Origin of the sequence: Cryobacterium sp. Hz7, from assembly GCF_004402815.1 — a bacterium.
Lineage (GTDB): Bacteria > Actinomycetota > Actinomycetes > Actinomycetales > Microbacteriaceae > Cryobacterium > Cryobacterium sandaracinum.
The window spans coordinates 23,675-40,439 of sequence record NZ_SOFB01000006.1 but is presented as its reverse complement, the minus strand read 5'-3'; the positions used below and the strand labels follow the sequence as shown (position 1 = coordinate 40,439).

Sequence of the window (16,765 nt, the reverse complement as noted above, 5' to 3'; positions counted from 1 at the left end):
GGTGCGGCTGGGCCGGGCGCCGCGCGGCTGGGTGCGGCTGGGCCGGGCGCCGCGCGGCCGGGCTGCGCTCGGCTCGGGCTCGAAGAGTAGGCTCAGCCGGATGAGCCTCGCCGCCGCCCAATTCGTCTCCAGCACCACCCTCGGAACCCGAATCGTGGTGCGCACCCGCATCGAAGGCGGGGTCACGGATGCCGTGGGTTACTTGCGGTCCGTCTCCGACACAGGGTGCATGGTTGAGACCAAACGCGGTCTGGTCGTCCTCGCGCTCGCCGATGTCGTGGCCGCGAAGCCGGTGCCGCCGCCGCCCGTGCCGCGTGCGCCGCGGCATCCGCTCGCCGACTAGCCCCCGGGCTCGCCGGTGCCCGCCGGGGCTCGCCGGTGCCCGCCGGACCTGCCCCGACACTTCCGTGGCCAACTCAGGAGATCCCTGGGCGGCCGCAGTCTGCTCCGCACTGGTCTGCGGCCACGGCGGAGCGGTCCGCGCGGATCTCCTGAGTTGGCCCCATGCCAGGCACGGTCGGAGCCTCGCTACGTGCATAACTCCTGCCAATTCTCGGCGGTGGGCTGTTTCAGGGCTCTATTGGCCACATCCGGCAGAATGTGCGGGAGCTATGGACGCGGGTCGGTGGCTAACTCAGGAGAACCACGGCCAGTTGCGGTTCCCGCCCCCGGAATCAGGCGGTGGATGTTTGCGTGCGGCTCGAATCTCCTGAGTTAGCCCCATCCGGGCACGGAAGCAGCATTGCGGGGGCGGAAGATTCGAACCCCCGAGAGTTGATTGTCGAGTTCGTCGAGACTAATGCCCGCCCGCGTGCTGCAGCGCGATCTGGCGGAGAATGGGGGATTCGAACCCCCGAGGGCTCTCACCCAACACGCTTTCCAAGCGTGCGCCATAGGCCACTAGGCGAATTCTCCTGGCCGAACGTTCCCTCAAGGAACGACCTAGGGAAGCTTACCTGTTTCCGGCGGCCTCCGCGCACACTCGCCCCGGCCGCCCGGTACAGACCCGGTACAGACTTGGTACAGACTTGGTACAAGACCCGGTGCAGACCCGGTGCAGACCCGGTGCAGACTCGGAATCGACTCGGAATCGGCCCGTTTTCGGCCTCGCCGGCTTTGCGTCTAAACTAAGGGTCGGCTCCTCGCGTGGCGCCATCTCGGCCAACTCCCCCAGGACGGAAACGTAGCAAGGGTAACCGGGCTCTGGTGGGTGCGCGAGGAGTCTTTTTCATGCCCGCACGCGCCGGAAAAACAGCCACAGCCCCGCCACAGCCCCGCCACAGCCCCGCCACAGCCCCGCCACAGCCGCAGGCCGTTAGCAATGATAACGATTTCGCCTCATCTCGTAAGATGAAACGGCGCAGATAACGCCCCCGCCCCGATAGTGCCTGGAGGCACCATGGCTGAAATATTCGGTAAACCCTTTCTCTGGCCAGACCGGTCACCGCATCCGCTCAGCGCTGAAGCGCTCGCCAGCGTCGATGCCTGGTGGCGGGCCGCCAACTATCTGTCGGTAGGGCAGATCTACCTGCTCGACAACCCGTTTTTGCGTGAGCCGCTCACGCGGGACCACATCAAGCCGCGTCTGCTCGGCCATTGGGGAACCACTCCGGGGCTCAATTTTCTTTATGCCCACCTGAACCGCGCCATCCAGGAACGGTCGATCAGCACCCTCTACGTCACCGGCCCCGGCCACGGCGGCCCCGGGATGGTGGCCAACGCCTACCTCGACGGCACGTACTCCGAGATCTACTCCGGCGTCGACCAGAGCGAGCAGGGCGTCAAGGCCCTGTTCCGCCAGTTCTCGTTCCCCGGCGGCATCCCCAGCCACGCCTCGCCCGAGACGCCCGGCTCGATCCACGAGGGCGGCGAGCTCGGTTACGCGCTCAGCCACGCCTACGGCGCCGCGTTCGACAACCCCGACCTGCTGGTCGCCGCGGTCGTCGGCGACGGCGAGGCCGAGACCGGCCCGCTGGCCACCAGCTGGCACTCGAACAAGTTCATCGATCCGCTTCAGGATGGCGTCGTGCTGCCGATCCTGCACCTCAACGGGTACAAGATCGCCAACCCCACCGTGCTCGCCCGCATCCCGGAAGAGGAACTCCTCGACCTGATGCGCGGCTACGGCCACAAGCCCTACATCGTGGATGGCGGCTTCGACGGCGAGGATCCCCTTCTCGTTCACCAGCGCATGGCGCTCACCCTCGACGAGGTGCTCAACGAGATCGCCGCGATCAAGGCGCGCGCCCTCGCCGGCGACACCGAGCGTCCGCGCTGGCCGATGATCATCCTGCGCACGCCCAAGGGCTGGACCTGCCCGCCCGTCATCGACGGGGTGCAGGTCGTCGACTCCTGGCGTTCGCACCAGGTGCCCCTGAGCAACGCCCGCGACACCGAGGCTCACACCCGGCTGCTCGAAGAGTGGCTGGCCTCTTACCGGCCGGGCGAACTCTTCGACGCGAACGGCGCCCCCGCCGCAGAGATCTCGGCGCTGGCCCCCGCGGGCGACCTGCGGATGAGCGCGAACCCGGTCTCCAACGGTGGGCTGCTGCGCCGGGCGCTGAAGCTGCCCGACTTCCGGGAGTACGCGGTGGATGTCCCTTCCCCGGGCGCCACCACCGATGAGGCGACCAAGGTTCTCGGCACCTGGCTGGCCGACGTCATCCGTGACAACCCCGACAATTTCCGCATCTTCGGGCCCGACGAGACGGCCTCCAACCGCCTCGCCCCGGCCGTCTACGCGGCCACGGACAAGCAGTGGAACGCGGAATTCCACGAGGGTGACACGAACCTCGCCCGCGCCGGCCGCGTGATGGAGATGCTCAGCGAACACCAGTGCCAGGGCTGGCTGGAGGGCTACCTGCTCACCGGCCGTCACGGCCTGTTCAACTGCTACGAGGCCTTCATTCACATCGTCGACTCGATGTTCAACCAGCACGCGAAGTGGCTCAAGGTCACCCGCGAGATCCCGTGGCGCCGCTCAATCTCGAGCCTGAACTACCTGCTCAGCTCGCACGTCTGGCGCCAGGATCACAACGGGTTCTCGCATCAGGACCCCGGGTTCATCGACCACGTCGTCAACAAGAGTGCGGATGTCGTACGCGTCTACCTGCCGTTCGACGCCAACACGCAGCTCGCCACCTACAGCCACTGCCTGCGCAGTGTGGACTACGTCAACGTGGTCGTCGCCGGCAAGCAGCCCGCGCCGAACTGGCTCACCATGGACCAGGCCGTCGCGCACTGCAAGCGGGGTCTGGGCATCTTCGACTGGGCCGGAACCGAGACGTTCGGCACCTCACCCGACGTCGTGCTGGCCGCCGCCGGCGAGGTGCCCACCCTCGAGGTGCTGGCCGCGGCCGCCATCCTGCGGGAATGGCTGCCCGACCTATCGGTGCGCGTTGTGAACGTCGTTGACCTGATGCGCCTGCAGTCCGAGGCGGACCACCCGCACGGCCTCAGCGACAACGAGTTCGACGCCATCTTCACGGCAGACAAGCCGATCGTGTTCGCCTACCACGGGTATCCGTGGCTGATCCATCGCCTGACCTACAAGCGCACCGGGCACGGTAACCTGCACGCCCGCGGCTACAAGGAGAACGGCACCACCACCACGCCGTTCGACATGGTCATGCTCAACGACCTCGACCGGTACCACCTGGTGATGGACGTCATCGACCGGGTTCCCGGACTCGGCGCCCGCGCCGCCCTGCTTCGCCAGGAGATGCAGGATGCCCGCCTTCGGGCCCGCAATTACACCCGCGACCACGGGGAAGACATCCCCGCCGTCACCGAATGGGTCTGGGACGCCGATGGCGTCGGCGTGACCCCCGACAATGCCGGTGTCTCCACCGGCGGAGACAACGTATAAACCGTGGCTGACAGTATCTACATCACCTCTGCCGAGGGAAATACCGGCAAATCCACCATCGCCCTGGGCGTGCTCGACACCCTGCTCCGTTCGGTGGAGCGCGTCGGTGTGTTCCGGCCCGTGGCTCGCTCGGCGCACCATCCCGACTACGTGCTCAAGCTGCTGCTCTCGCACCTGTCGAGTGCGTCTGCGCTCACCGTGCAGCCCCCGCTGACCTACGACGACTGCGTCGGCGTCACCTACGACGAGGTGCACCTCGACCCCGACGCGGCCCTCGGCCGCATCGTGCAGCGCTTCAAGGCCGTCGAGGCCCAGTGTGACGCGGTGGTCGTGATCGGCTCCGATTACACGGATGTCGGCAGTCCCACCGAGCTCGCCTTCAACCTGCGCATCGCCGCCAACCTGGGGGTGCCGGTGCTGCTGGTGCTCGGCGGGCGGGTCGGTCCCGGCCAGCGCGACACGCTCAGCCAGGGTGACCGGCAGCTCGGCCAGAGCGACCCGCGCACGGCCGAGGACATCCGCCAGTTGACCGACGTGACCCTGGCGGAACTGCGCGACGAGCACGTTTCACTGCTTGGCGTGATCGTCAACCGCGCCGATCCGACTCGGCTCGATGAGCTCATCGACGCCGTGCGGAGCGTCGTCGACGCCGACACGAAGCCCGGCAGCGGGCGCAACGCGGTGCCGGTCTGGGCGCTGCCCGAAGACCCGTTCCTCGTGGCCCCGAGCATGAAGAGCATCCTCAAGGCCACCGACGGCACGCTCGTCAAGGGTGACCCCGCGCTGCTGTCCCGGGAGGCGCTCGGCGTGGTCGTGGCGGCCATGTCGATGGTCAACGTGCTGCCGCGCCTGTTCGAGGGCGCCGTGGTTGTGGTTCCCAGCGACCGCCCGCAGGTGCTGCTGGCCGTTCTGATGGCGAACTCGTCCGCTACGTTCCCGTCGATCGCCGGCATCGTGCTGGTCGGCGGCTTCGCCCTGCCCGAGGAGATCGGGCGGCTCGTCGAGGGGCTCGACGCCTCGGTGCCGATCATCAGCACCGAGCTGAACTCCTATGACGCCGCGCTGCGCATCACACACACGCCCGGACGGATGGCCGCCGACTCGCAACGCAAGCGCGACACGGCGCTGGCGCTCTTCGAAGGCCACGTGGAGGCATCCGTGCTGCTCGACCGGCTCAAGGTGAGCCGCGCCGACGTGGTGACGCCGCTGATGTTCGAGTACATGCTGCTCGAACGCGCACGCACCAACCAAAAGCGCATCGTGCTGCCCGAAGGGGACGACGACCGCGTGCTGCGCGCCGCCGCGACCCTGCTGGCCCGCGATGTGGCCGACATCACGATTCTCGGTGAGGAGTTCGAGGTGCGCTCGCGTGCCATCGGCCTCGGCCTGGACATCGCCAAGGCGCAGGTTCTGAGCCCCTTCGACGACGTGCTGCGGCGCAAGTTCGCGGAGGCGTACGCGAAGCTGCGCGCCCACAAGGGCGTCACGGTCGAGCAGGCCATGGAACTCGTCACCGACGTGTCCTACTTCGGCACCATGATGGTGCAGCTCGGGCTGGCGGACGGCATGGTCTCCGGGGCGACGCACACCACGGCGCACACCATCCGGCCGAGCCTGCAGATCATCAAGACGCGTCCGGGAGTCTCGGTCGTGTCCAGCGTGTTCCTGATGGCGCTGGCCGACAAGGTTCTCGTCTACGGCGACTGCGCGGTGAACCCTGACCCCACCGCGGAGCAGCTCGCCGACATCGCCATCTCGGCGTCGGAGACGGCCGTCGAATTCGGTATCGAGCCGCGCATCGCCATGCTGAGCTACTCGACCGGCGAGTCCGGGCAGGGTGCCGACGTGGACAAGGTGCGGGCCGCCACCGCCCTCGTGCGGGAGCGTCGCCCCGACCTTCTGATCGAGGGTCCCATCCAGTACGACGCGGCAGCGGATGCCGCCGTCGCCGCCACGAAGATGCCCGGTTCGGCTGTCGCCGGCCGCGCCACCGTCTTCATCTTCCCCGACCTGAATACGGGCAACAACACGTACAAGGCCGTGCAGCGGAGCGCCGGAGCAGTGGCCATCGGCCCCGTCCTCCAGGGCCTGCGCAAACCCATCAATGACCTTTCTCGAGGAGCACTAGTGCAGGACATCGTCAACACCGTAGCCATCACCGCGATCCAGGCCGCGACGCTCGCAGCGTCCGAGTCCGGCACCCCGGCAGCTTCGGCTTCCGGTGCGGCATCTTCCGCATCGGCCGCAGCGGCGGTGTCCGCATGACCGCCATCCTGGTCGTCAACTCCGGATCGTCGTCGTTCAAGTACCAGCTGATCGACATGGACACCGAAACGGAGTTCGCCAGCGGCCTGGTCGAGCGCATCGGCGAGCCGATCGGGCACTCACGGCACACCGCGGGAACGTCGAAGGGCGGCCGCACCGAGCGCGACCTGCCGATCATGGACCACACCGCCGGCTTCGCCGTGATGATCGAGGCCTTCGCCGAGCACGGCCCGAAGCTGTCCGAGACGAACCTGATCGCCGTCGGCCACCGCGTGGTGCAGGGCGGCAACCGGTTCTTCGAGCCGACCGAGATCACCCACCTGGTCGAGCTGAACATCGAGGACCTCTCCGAGATCGCTCCGCTGCACAACCCGGCCAACGTGCAGGGCATCCGTGCCGCCCGCGCCAGCTTCCCGAACGTGCCTCACGTCGCCGTGTTCGACACCGCGTTTCACCAGACGCTGCCGCCGGCCGCGTACACCTACGCGATCGACAGGGACATCGCGACGCGGTACCGCGTGCGCAAGTACGGCTTCCACGGCACCTCGCACAAGTTCGTCTCGGAGGCCGCGGCGGCCTACCTCGACCGGCCCCTGGCCGAGCTCAAGACGATCGTGCTGCACCTGGGAAACGGGGCATCCGTGTGTGCCGTCGACGGCGGCGAATCGATCGACACCTCCATGGGCATGACCCCGCTGCAGGGGCTCGCGATGGGCACCCGCTCGGGCGACATCGACCCGGCCGTGATCTTCCACCTGCGCCGCCGGGCCGGGATGACCACCGCCGAGCTCGACGACCTGCTCAACCGCCGCGGCGGCATGCTGGCCCTGGCCGGCAACGGCGATATGCGCGACGTGGAGGATGCCGCGGTCGCGGGCGACCCGGTCGCCCAGGCTGCCCTCGACGTGTACTTCCACCGCGTCAAAGGCTATGTCGGCAACTACTACGCGCAACTCGGAACCGTGGACGTCATCGTCTTCACCGCGGGCGTCGGTGAGAACTCGCCGATCGTGCGCGCGGGCGCCCTGGCCGGACTCGAGGGCATGGGGATCGAAATCGACCCCGTGCGCAACGAAGCCAAGTCCCGCACGCCGCGCGTGATCTCCACGGACAACTCCCGGGTAACCGTGCTCGTCATCCCGACGAACGAGGAGCTGGAGATCGCCCGGCAGACGCTGGGGACGATCAAGCGCACGCATCCTTCGGTGTAGGGGGTTCGCTGATAGGGGTTTCGGCTCCTGTGTCTCGTTGATGCCTTTGTTGATGCTTTCGTTGATCGGCCGTTCCCGGGTTCCGGGGGCGGCCGATTGGCGTGTGGGGGTTCGGGGCGCTCGGGATGCGGGGTGCGAGGTGCGGGGTGCTGTAGGACGTGACTTCGAAGTTTTTAGGCGACACGGGTCACCCCAGCGCCGTGGGCGGCGTGTTGCGAAATTCTCCGAGTTTAAAGTCGAGCCGGGAGCCGGGTGCCGGGAGGGCAACACGCGGCCGGCGACGGATGTCCGCGCTCGCCGCGCCCGATTCCGATCTCGCGACCTCCGCCTCCTGCGCGGGTAGTATTTTCGCGTGAGCACACTCCTGAACTTGATCTGGCTCGTGCTGAGCGGGTTCTGGCTGTTCCTGGGCTACCTCGCCGCAGGCATTCTGCTCTGCGTGCTGATCGTTACGATCCCGTGGGGCATCGCGTCGTTCCGCATCGCCGCCTACGCGCTCTGGCCGTTCGGCCGCACCGTCGTGGCCAAACCCACCAGTGGAGCGTTCTCGTTCATCGGCAACGTGATCTGGGTGATCCTCGCGGGCTGGTGGCTGGCCCTGGCGCACATCGTCTCGGGAATCGCGCTCTGCCTCACCATCATCGGAATCCCCCTCGGCATCGCCGACGTCAAGATGGTGCCGGTTTCGCTCGCGCCCCTCGGCAAGCAAATCGTGAGCAATCGCCCCGGCGCGTTCGACCAGGCCGTCGCCCGCCGCGCCTGAGCCGCCGTGCCTGAGCCGCCGCGCCTGAGCCCCGCCCGCTTGAGCCCCGCCGCGCCTGAGCCTGCCCACCTGACAAACGGATGCCACCCGCCCTACCACACACCCCACCCACACCACACGCACCCCGCACACACGCCCCGCCCCACGCACCGCCCCACACCGCACTGTCAGTGGCTCCGGCTACGATTGACCTCGTGGTTACCGCCCTGTATCGCCGCTACCGGCCCGAGACTTTTGCCGAAATGATCGGTCAGTCTCAGGTGACCGATCCGCTGATGACGGCCCTGCGCACGAACCGGGTGAATCACGCCTATCTGTTCAGCGGGCCCCGAGGTTGCGGCAAGACGACATCCGCCCGTATTCTCGCGCGCTGCCTGAACTGCGCCGAGGGTCCCACCGACACACCATGCGGGGTCTGCCCGAGCTGTGTGGAGCTGTCCCGCGACGGCGGCGGATCCCTCGACGTGGTCGAGATCGACGCGGCCAGCCACAACGGGGTCGACGATGCCCGGGACATCCGTGAGCGCGCGATCTTCGCTCCCGCCCGCGACCGATACAAGATCTTCATCCTGGACGAGGCGCACATGGTCACGCCGCAGGGCTTCAACGCGCTGCTGAAGATCGTCGAAGAGCCGCCCGAGCACGTCAAGTTCATCTTTGCGACAACGGAGCCCGAAAAGGTGATCGGCACCATCCGTTCGCGCACGCATCACTACCCGTTCCGGCTCGTGCCGCCCGGGCCGATGCTCGAATACGTGCAGCAGATGTGCGACACCGAGCAAATGACCGTCGCGCCGGGCGTGCTGCCGCTCGTGGTGCGGGCCGGCGGCGGGTCGCCGCGCGACACCTTGTCGCTGCTCGATCAGCTGATGGCCGGATCCGACGGGCACTCCGTCGAATACGACCGCGCCGTGGCGCTGCTCGGCTACACGAACGCGTCGCTGCTCGACGAGTCCATCGACGCGATCGCCGACCGCGACCCGTCCGCCGCGTTCGACGCCGTCGACCGGGTCGTGCAGACCGGCCAGGACCCGCGCCGCTTCGTCGAAGACCTGCTCGAACGCCTGCGCGACCTCATCATCGTGGGCGCCACGAGTGCCGCCGCCGCTGCCGCCGTGCTGCGCGGCGTGCCGCAGGAGGAACTCGACCGCATGGCCGTGCAAGCCGCGAAGTTCGGCCCCGCCGAGCTCTCCCGCACCGCCGACGTGATCAACGCCGCCCTCACCGAGATGACCGGCGCGACCAGCCCCCGCCTGCACCTCGAACTCATGATTGCCCGCGTGCTCATCCCTGCGAGCGACGATTCCACCCGCGGCGCGCTCGCCCGCGTCGAACGCCTCGAACGCCGCATCGGGGTCGGTTCCGGTTCTGGTTCCGGGTCTGGTTCTGGTTCTGATCCCGGCGACAGCCCGGCGACGGATGCCCCAGCCACCAGCCCGGTCGGCTCGCCCCCGCGCGCGGCTGCGGTCTCGGCGACGCATGCCTCCGGCCGGCCCGCGGTCTCCGGCGGTGCTGCTGCTGCTGCTGCTTCTGCCGCCGCGCCTGCTGCCGCTGCGCCCGCGACCCAAGTCGCGGCCCCGCCCCGCCCTGTCGGACCCGTCACCCTGCAGCAGGTAAAGGACTCTTGGCCGCAGATCCTCGAGGCAGTCAAGGCCGCCAAGATCAGCGCCTGGCTCGTGCTCTACACGGCCCGCGCCATGGAACTGCGTGGCGGCGACCTGTTGGTGCTCTCCTTCCCGAGCCAGAACGACGTCGCCGGACTCAAGCAGTCGGCGGCCCCCGGGCAGGGCGTCGGCGACTATCTCAAGCGCGCCGTCAACGAGGTGCTCGGCTTCACGCCCCAGCTCACCGCCCGGGTCGACTCCCCGAGAACGGATGCCCCAGCCACCCCCAACGCATCCGCCCCCGCTCCGGCACCGGTCGCCCCGGTCCCCCCGGGGGCAGGGTTCGGCGTGCAGGACTCCACCGCGCCGAGCCCTGTCGCGCGGGCCACAACCGTCAGCGGCTCGGCCGCAGCCGGGTCCGGAAGCGGCGACACCGGCTCCAGGACGACACCCAAATCCGCAGCTGCAACAACCGACGAGGCGTCGCCCGCCGACGCCGACCCCGATCCGGCTGCTGCCGCCGACCCCGATCCGGCTGCTGCCGTGAACGCTGCAGCCGGTTCCGCCCCGGCCGGCGTTGGCAAGGTTGACGCCCCAGAAGCGCCTGCGGCATCGGCTGCCGGCCCCACGGTGACCAGCCCCACGGTGACCAGCCCCACGGCGGCCAGCCCGGCGGCGGCCAGCCCGGCAGTGGCCAGCCCGACAGTGCCCGAGTCGCCGGTGACCAGCCGCGCAACTGCCAGCCCGGCGGTCGCCGCGACCGCGACCGGCTGGGCGACCGCTGCCATTCCGAGTCCCTCGGATGCCGGCACCGGCTGGGCCACGGTGGCCATCCCGGGGTCAGCCCCGGCTGCTGAATCCGCTGCTCCTGCGTCTGCGGCCTCCGCTGCGACCCCCGATGCCCCCGCGCACGCATCCGCCCCGCAGACCGCCCCGCGTTCCACGCCGAGCGCGCCGGCGCCCACGACGCTTCCCGCGTCCGGGCGAGACCCTGAACCGCGGCCGCCCTACGACGACGAGCCCCCGCCCTACGACGAGGAATTCCCGCCGGACCTGCACCCGAACGGCGGCCAGCCCGGCCGCTACCAGGCGCCCGCCGCGCGTGCGGGATTGTCCGCAGCGGGAGCCCAGCACCAATCGGGAGCCCAGTCTCAGCCGGGAGCCCAGGCCCAGGCCCAGTCCCAGTCCCAGTCTCAGTCTCAGCCGGGAGTCCAGTCCCAGTCCCAGTCTCAGAACGGCGCCCAGAACGGCTTCCCAAACGGCGCCCAGCCCGGAACCCCGGCGCGCACCCAGGTGCAGGCTCCGAACCGGGCGGGCGGCGAAGCATCCGTTGCCCGTCGTGGGCCCGCCTTTGCGGAGAAGCAGCGCTACGGCGAGTCGGTGGTGCGCGAAATCCTCGGCGCCACCTTCCTCGAAGAACAGCCGCACGATCCGGCATCCCGAACCAGAGGCGATTAAACCATGTACGAAGGCATCGTTCAGGAACTGATCGACGAGCTCGGCACGCTGCCCGGAATCGGGCCCAAGTCCGCGCAGAGGATCGCGTTCCACATCTTGCAGACCGAGCAGTTCGACGTGACCCGGCTCGCCAACGTGCTGCTCGAGGTGCGCGACAAGGTGAAGTTCTGCGACATCTGCGGCAACGTGTCCGAGCAGAAGACCTGCATGATCTGCCGCGACCCGCGCCGCAATCCCGCGATGATCTGCGTGGTGGAAGAGGCCAAGGACGTCGTCGCGATCGAGCGCACCCGCGAATTCAAGGGGCTCTACCACGTGCTCGGCGGGGCGATCAGCCCCATCGACGGCGTCGGACCGGACGACCTGCGCATCCGTCAGCTGATGCAGCGCCTTGCCGACAACACGGTGCAGGAGGTCATCATCGCCACCGACCCGAACCTCGAGGGGGAGGCGACCGCGACCTACCTGTCGCGCCTGCTGACCACCCTCGAGATCAAGGTCTCCCGGCTCGCGTCAGGGCTGCCGGTCGGCGGCGACCTCGAGTACGCCGACGAGGTCACTCTCGGGCGGGCCTTCGAGGGCCGCCGTACCGTCACGAACTAGCCCCCCCCCCGCGCCGCCTGCCCACTGCCGCAAGTGTTGCCGGAGCGGACAACTGTGCCCGGTGTGCCGGCAACAGTTGTCCGCTCGGGCAACAGTTGCCGTCAGGAGTGGCCAGGGGACAGCATCCGCCACCGACCTCGCCGGACTGGACCGCCCGCCCGCCCGGACGACAGACGGGCCGGGGCGACGGATGCCGCGTGTCGCGAAATTCTCCGCAGTTACGGCGTTCTATTTCGCGCTGGCGGTCGCCCGCGGGTGCGCGGCTGGAGCAGCCGCCGCCGGCACCAGCGGCTTGTTCGCTTCGAGCACCGTGCGGTACGCGGGCAGGTGCGTGAACAGCCCGTCGATGAGCGGGTTGCGGCGTCTCTTCACGATCGTGTAGATCTGGTAGACCACAACGGCGATGTTGGCCGCGAGGGCCACGGCGCTCACCCAGAACAGGGCGACCGGGTCGTGCGACGACTTCACTGCGAACTGCGAACTGCGAACTGCGAACTGCGAGCTCGACACGAAGGTCGTGAAGGCCATGGTGAACATCATCCAGAACGCCAGGGTCTGCGCGCGGTGCTGCAGCCAGGCGCCGCGCTTGATGAAGAAGGCGGGGATCGTGCACAACACGAGCAGGGCCGCGCCGGCGTAGAACGAGTGGTCGCCGACCGCGTTGTAGACGTAGGCGAAGTTCCAGAGGTCGTAGGCGATGATCCAGAACCACAGCATGTCCGGCCAGATCATGTCCTTCTTGGGGCCGCGGCTGATGATGATCCCGGCCCAGCCGCAGATCGTGAGCAGGTTCAGCAGCCCGGCGATACCGTTCATGATGTTCCACGGCCCGCCCACCATGAACACTCCGTCGACCATCCCGTTCAGCCCGTAGACCTGGAAGTCGCGAATCACGGCCTCGAAGATGTTGAGAGCCAGAATGAGCGCGGGGAACATCAGCGCGTACCGGTTCTTGGCCAGACGCGGAATGAAACGGATGGCCATGAAGTCCAGGCATCCGGCAAGTGCCGAGTAGACCTTGACCCAGTGAAACCAGGTGCCCGTGCTGGACCCGGCGCCGACGGTGGTGGGCCATACGAAGATCGTCAGCGCCACCGGCAGTGCAATAAACAGCGCCAGCGACGCCCATTTGCTCGACCGTGCGACCTCGTTGGCGATCATCAGCCCCGCGACGACCGCGACCCACATCAGGGTCGACGACCACGGGATGGCATCGAATAGGAACATATGCGAATACTTCTTTGTACTGGGTGAAAAAGTGATGCTAGAGAAAAGTTCTTAGGCCGGCGCGTTGTGGTCGAGGTGGAGCGTCCGGCGCACAATCGCCACGAGCACATCGTCCGAGACGGTGGGCGTGGAACGTACGAGCCCGATCAGCCCGAACACCAGCACAGAGAACACCTCGGAGACGTTGTCGATCCGGATCTCGTGCCGCCGCGCGTAGGCCTCGACGGTCGTGACCTGCAGCCGGTCGACGACGGCCCTGACGGCCCGGTCGACGAACTCGTTGTAGAGCCCGGCGTACTCGGTGCGGCCGAGTTCCTCGCGGAAGAGGTCGGTGCGATGCAGGTGGTGACGGAACAGTGCGACGCACTCGACCAGCGCGCGGTCGATGTCGCCGGGGATGCGGGCGGCGTCCCAGAGGTTGAGGTCGGTCACGAACTCCGCGATGTGGTCCTCGCAGATGAGGTCGATGATCGCGTCCTTGTGCGGAAAGTAGTGGTAGATCAGGCCGCGGGTGACGCCGACCCGGGCGGCGATGTCGGTGATCTTCACGCGGGCCATGCCGCGCTCGGCGACCAGTTCCCGGGCGGCGCGCAGAATGTCGTCCCGGCGCTCGTCCGGCTGCTTGCTCTGGCGCACCGGCACCGGCACCGGCACCGGCACCGGCACCGGCACCGGCACCGGCGCTTTCGACGTGAACTCGTCGGGCATAGGAGCTTCCTCGGCAACTGGGTCAAAGCGCGTGGCGGGGCGGGATCCACCCTCTGCCCCGATCCTGCGACCGCGATTGACATAGTGTCAATGACAGGGCGTCAATGGGTGCCGCACACCGTCACATGACCGCTGCCGAATACAACAGCATTTATGATGGGAGCTTGCCTGTGCCCGCGTACCCGAACCCTTGGAGTGCCACGTGAGCTTGATCGTGCAGAAGTTCGGCGGATCATCCGTCGCCGACGCCGAAAGCATCAAACGCGTGGCCAAACGCATCGTCGACACCCGCAAAGCGGGCAACGAGGTCGTCGTCGCCGTCTCCGCGATGGGAGACTCCACCGACGAGCTGCTCGACCTTGCGCACCAGGTCACCCCGATCCCCGCGCCGCGCGAGCTCGACATGCTCCTCACCGCGGGCGAGCGCATCTCGATGGCGCTGCTCGCCATGGCGATCAAGAGCATGGGCTACGACGCCCGCTCCTTCACCGGCAGTCAGGCCGGCATGATCACGGATGCCCAACACGGCGCCGCCCGCATCGTCGACGTGACTCCCGGGCGCATCCGCGATGCCCTCGACGACGGTGCCGTGGCGATTGTCGCCGGTTTCCAGGGCTTCAATCGCGACACCAAGGACATCACCACGCTCGGCCGCGGCGGTTCTGACACGACCGCCGTCGCGCTGGCCGCCGCGCTCAGCGCCGATATCTGCGAGATCTACACGGATGTCGACGGCGTCTTCACCGCCGACCCGCGCGTCGTTCCCCGGGCCCACAAACTCGACCGCATCTCCAGCGAGGAAATGCTCGAGCTCGCCGCCGCTGGTGCGAAGGTCCTCTATATTCGGGCGGTGGAATATGCGCGTCGGCACGGTGTGACGCTGCATGTGCGGTCCTCGTTCAACAACAACGTGGGAACCATTGTCTACAACCCCGACACCACGAGCCCGCATGTCGCGATCCCGAATTCGTCGGCCACCGAGCGCACACATCCCAATAACGCATCCGCGAATGGAGAGACAGTGGAAGAGCCAATCATCGCCGGGGTCGCCGCCGACCTGAGCGAAGCCAAGGTCACGGTCGTCGGCGTTCCCGACATTCCGGGCAAAGCCGCGCAGATCTTCAAAATCGTCGCGAAGACCAACGCGAACGTCGACATGATCGTGCAGAACGTCTCGGCCGCGTCCACGGGACTGACCGACATTTCCTTCACCCTGCCCAAATCGGAGGGCCAGCAGGTGCTGACCGCGCTGAGCAACGAGCAGACCAACGTCGGGTTCGCCGGTCTGCAGTATGACGACCAGATCGGCAAGCTCGCGCTCGTCGGCGCCGGCATGCGCACCAACACGGGCGTGTCCGCGAAGCTGTTCGAGGCGCTGTTCGAGGCCGGGATCAACATTGAAATGATCTCGACCAGCGAGATCCGCATCTCCGTGGTCACCCGCGCCGACACCATCAACCAGGCGCTGCGGGTCGTGCACACCGCATTCGGCCTGGACTCCACCAACGACGCCGTCGTGCACGGCGGCACCGGCCGCTAGCCGGCATCCGTCGGCCCAACCGGGCTCGGCCGGACGCCAGCCGGGCTCGGTCCCACCCCGCCTCACCCCGGCTCACCCCACCCCGCCTCACCCCACCCCGACCCCGTTCAACCGGTTTCCCTGGGGCTAACTCAGGAGAACCAGAGGCCACAGGCGCGATCCGGCTGGAATTCGGGCCAAGTCGCGAGAATCTCCTGAGTTAGCCACAAATGCAAGTGCAGATGCAGATGCAGATGCAAGTGCAAGTGCAAGTGCAAGTGCAAGTGCAAGTGCAAGTGCACGTGCACGGGCGAGAGCGAGACCACCAGCACCACCAGCACCAGCAGCCACGGCATCCAGCGGAGGAAACACAGTGAACAGCACCGCAGCAAACAGCACCGCAGCAACCAGCACCGCAGCAACCAGCACCGCAGCAACCAGCACCGCAGCAACCAGCACCACAGGAATCCAGATCGGCGTCGTCGGGGCCACCGGCCAGGTCGGAGCCGTCGTGCGCAGCCTGCTCGAGGAACGGGACTTCCCGGTCGGCGGCATCCGTTTCTTCGCGTCGTCCCGGTCCGCCGGCTCCGTGCTGAACTTCAAGGGCGAGAAGATCGTCGTCGAAGACGCCGCCACCGCCGACCCCAGCGGACTCGACGTGGCCATCTTCTCCGCCGGCGCGACGCTCTCGAAAATTCAGGCTCCCCGGTTCGCCGCGGCCGGCGTCACCGTGATCGACAACTCCTCCGGGTGGCGGATGGACCCCGACGTGCCGCTGGTCGTCAGCGAGGTCAACCCCGAGGCCATCAAACTCGCCACCAAGGGCATCATCGCGAACCCGAACTGCACCACCATGGCGGCCATGCCCGTGCTCAAGGTGCTGCACGACGAGGCCGGCCTCGAACGCCTCATCGTCAGCACCTACCAGGCGGTCTCCGGCAGCGGCCTGGCCGGCGCCCGCGAGCTCGCCAGCCAGGTGCGGGCCGCCGCCCTGAGCGACAACCTGCTCCAGCTGGTCCACGACGGGTCCGCTGTGCCCATGCCGGCACCCATCGTCTACGCCCGCCCGATCGCGTTCGACGTGATCCCGCTGGCCGGTTCCATCGTCGACGACGGCGAATTCGAGACCGACGAGGAGAAGAAACTCCGCAACGAGAGCCGCAAGATCCTCGAGCTGCCCGATCTGCTCGTTTCCGGCACCTGCGTGCGCGTGCCCGTCTTCACCGGCCACGCCCTCTCGATCAACGCCGAGTTCGCCAACCCGTTGACCGTCGCCCGCGCCCTCGAACTGCTCGCCACCGCCCCCGGCGTGGTCGTGACGGATGTCCCCACACCCCTCGAAGCGGCCGGCCAGGACCCGAGCTTCGTCGGCCGCGTGCGTCAGGACCGCGGCGTGCCGAACGGGCGTGGATTGGCCCTGTTCATCACCAGCGACAACCTTCGTAAAGGTGCGGCACTCAACGCCGTGCAGATCGCGGAACTCGTCGCCGCGGACCTGCTCGTTCGCTGACCTCAGCGTGGTGGTGTATAACCGGGCGC

11 protein-coding genes, 1 tRNA gene and 1 other RNA gene are annotated in these 16,765 nt (G+C 68.0%); 10 read left to right on the top strand and 3 right to left on the bottom strand.

Translation table 11 applies throughout. The features are described 5' to 3' along the window. Nucleotides 1-343, top strand: a 343-nt coding sequence (locus tag E3N86_RS01020) for a hypothetical protein (protein WP_241985898.1), incomplete at its 5' end; no start/stop codon positions are given. 484 nt (nucleotides 344-827) lie between these two features. Here E3N86_RS01020 and E3N86_RS01015 read toward each other — a convergent pair. Continuing rightward, nucleotides 828-915: transfer RNA gene (locus E3N86_RS01015), tRNA-Ser, on the bottom strand. A 218-nt stretch (nucleotides 916-1,133) separates the two neighbouring features. Here E3N86_RS01015 and ffs point away from each other — a divergent pair. From ffs to recR, 7 genes are all read left to right on the top strand, one after another. Further along, nucleotides 1,134-1,230: signal recognition particle sRNA small type (gene ffs, locus E3N86_RS01010), an RNA gene on the top strand. 169 nt (nucleotides 1,231-1,399) lie between these two features. Further along, nucleotides 1,400-3,868 (top strand): phosphoketolase, encoded by a 2,469-nt coding sequence (locus tag E3N86_RS01005; protein ID WP_134511160.1) that lies wholly within the window; start codon nucleotides 1,400-1,402, stop codon nucleotides 3,866-3,868. 3 nt (nucleotides 3,869-3,871) lie between these two features. Beyond that, nucleotides 3,872-6,133, top strand: a complete 2,262-nt coding sequence (gene pta / locus E3N86_RS01000; protein WP_104099833.1) for a phosphate acetyltransferase — start codon at nucleotides 3,872-3,874, stop codon at nucleotides 6,131-6,133. Beyond that, nucleotides 6,130-7,344, top strand: coding sequence for an acetate/propionate family kinase (locus tag E3N86_RS00995; RefSeq protein ID WP_134511159.1), 1,215 nt, complete (start codon nucleotides 6,130-6,132; stop codon nucleotides 7,342-7,344). The genes pta and E3N86_RS00995 overlap by 4 nt, the downstream gene beginning before the upstream one ends. A gap of 352 nt (nucleotides 7,345-7,696) precedes the next feature. After that, nucleotides 7,697-8,107, top strand: coding sequence for a YccF domain-containing protein (locus E3N86_RS00990; RefSeq protein WP_134511158.1), 411 nt, complete (start codon nucleotides 7,697-7,699; stop codon nucleotides 8,105-8,107). A 242-nt stretch (nucleotides 8,108-8,349) separates the two neighbouring features. Continuing rightward, nucleotides 8,350-11,169 carry a DNA polymerase III subunit gamma and tau gene (locus E3N86_RS00985; protein WP_241985897.1) on the top strand — a complete coding sequence of 940 codons (2,820 nt, stop codon included), beginning with the start codon at nucleotides 8,350-8,352 and terminating at the stop codon, nucleotides 11,167-11,169. Between the two features lie 3 nt (nucleotides 11,170-11,172). Then, nucleotides 11,173-11,772 (top strand): recombination mediator RecR, encoded by a 600-nt coding sequence (recR, locus tag E3N86_RS00980; RefSeq protein ID WP_104099829.1) that lies wholly within the window; start codon nucleotides 11,173-11,175, stop codon nucleotides 11,770-11,772. Nucleotides 11,773-12,000: 228 nt separating this feature from the next. On the opposite strand, the gene E3N86_RS00975 is transcribed toward recR, so the two are convergent. After that, nucleotides 12,001-12,999 carry a DUF5692 family protein gene (locus E3N86_RS00975; RefSeq protein ID WP_134511156.1) on the bottom strand — a complete coding sequence of 333 codons (999 nt, stop codon included), beginning with the start codon at nucleotides 12,997-12,999 and terminating at the stop codon, nucleotides 12,001-12,003. Nucleotides 13,000-13,050: 51 nt separating this feature from the next. Beyond that, the gene (locus tag E3N86_RS00970; protein ID WP_134511155.1) at nucleotides 13,051-13,707 is read right to left on the bottom strand and encodes a TetR/AcrR family transcriptional regulator; all 657 of its coding nucleotides are present in this window, start codon (nucleotides 13,705-13,707) and stop codon (nucleotides 13,051-13,053) included. A 202-nt stretch (nucleotides 13,708-13,909) separates the two neighbouring features. Here E3N86_RS00970 and E3N86_RS00965 point away from each other — a divergent pair, with 202 nt between their 5' ends. Both E3N86_RS00965 and E3N86_RS00955 read left to right on the top strand, forming a co-directional pair. Continuing rightward, nucleotides 13,910-15,247: an aspartate kinase gene (locus E3N86_RS00965; RefSeq protein ID WP_134342256.1), complete on the top strand. Its 1,338-nt coding sequence runs from the start codon at nucleotides 13,910-13,912 to the stop codon at nucleotides 15,245-15,247. 445 nt (nucleotides 15,248-15,692) lie between these two features. After that, the gene (locus tag E3N86_RS00955) at nucleotides 15,693-16,736 is read left to right on the top strand and encodes an aspartate-semialdehyde dehydrogenase (protein ID WP_241985899.1); all 1,044 of its coding nucleotides are present in this window, start codon (nucleotides 15,693-15,695) and stop codon (nucleotides 16,734-16,736) included. Nucleotides 16,737-16,765: the final 29 nt, after the last annotated feature.

Coding starts and splice junctions, on each gene's coding strand:
- E3N86_RS00995 (WP_134511159.1), top strand. CDS start 6,130: ATGACCGCCATCCTGGTCGTCAACTCCGGATCGTCGTCGTTCAAGTAC.
- E3N86_RS01005 (WP_134511160.1), top strand. CDS start 1,400: ATGGCTGAAATATTCGGTAAACCCTTTCTCTGGCCAGACCGGTCACCG.
- E3N86_RS00970 (WP_134511155.1), bottom strand. CDS start 13,707: ATGCCCGACGAGTTCACGTCGAAAGCGCCGGTGCCGGTGCCGGTGCCG.
- E3N86_RS00975 (WP_134511156.1), bottom strand. CDS start 12,999: ATGTTCCTATTCGATGCCATCCCGTGGTCGTCGACCCTGATGTGGGTC.
- E3N86_RS00985 (WP_241985897.1), top strand. CDS start 8,350: ATGATCGGTCAGTCTCAGGTGACCGATCCGCTGATGACGGCCCTGCGC.
- recR (WP_104099829.1), top strand. CDS start 11,173: ATGTACGAAGGCATCGTTCAGGAACTGATCGACGAGCTCGGCACGCTG.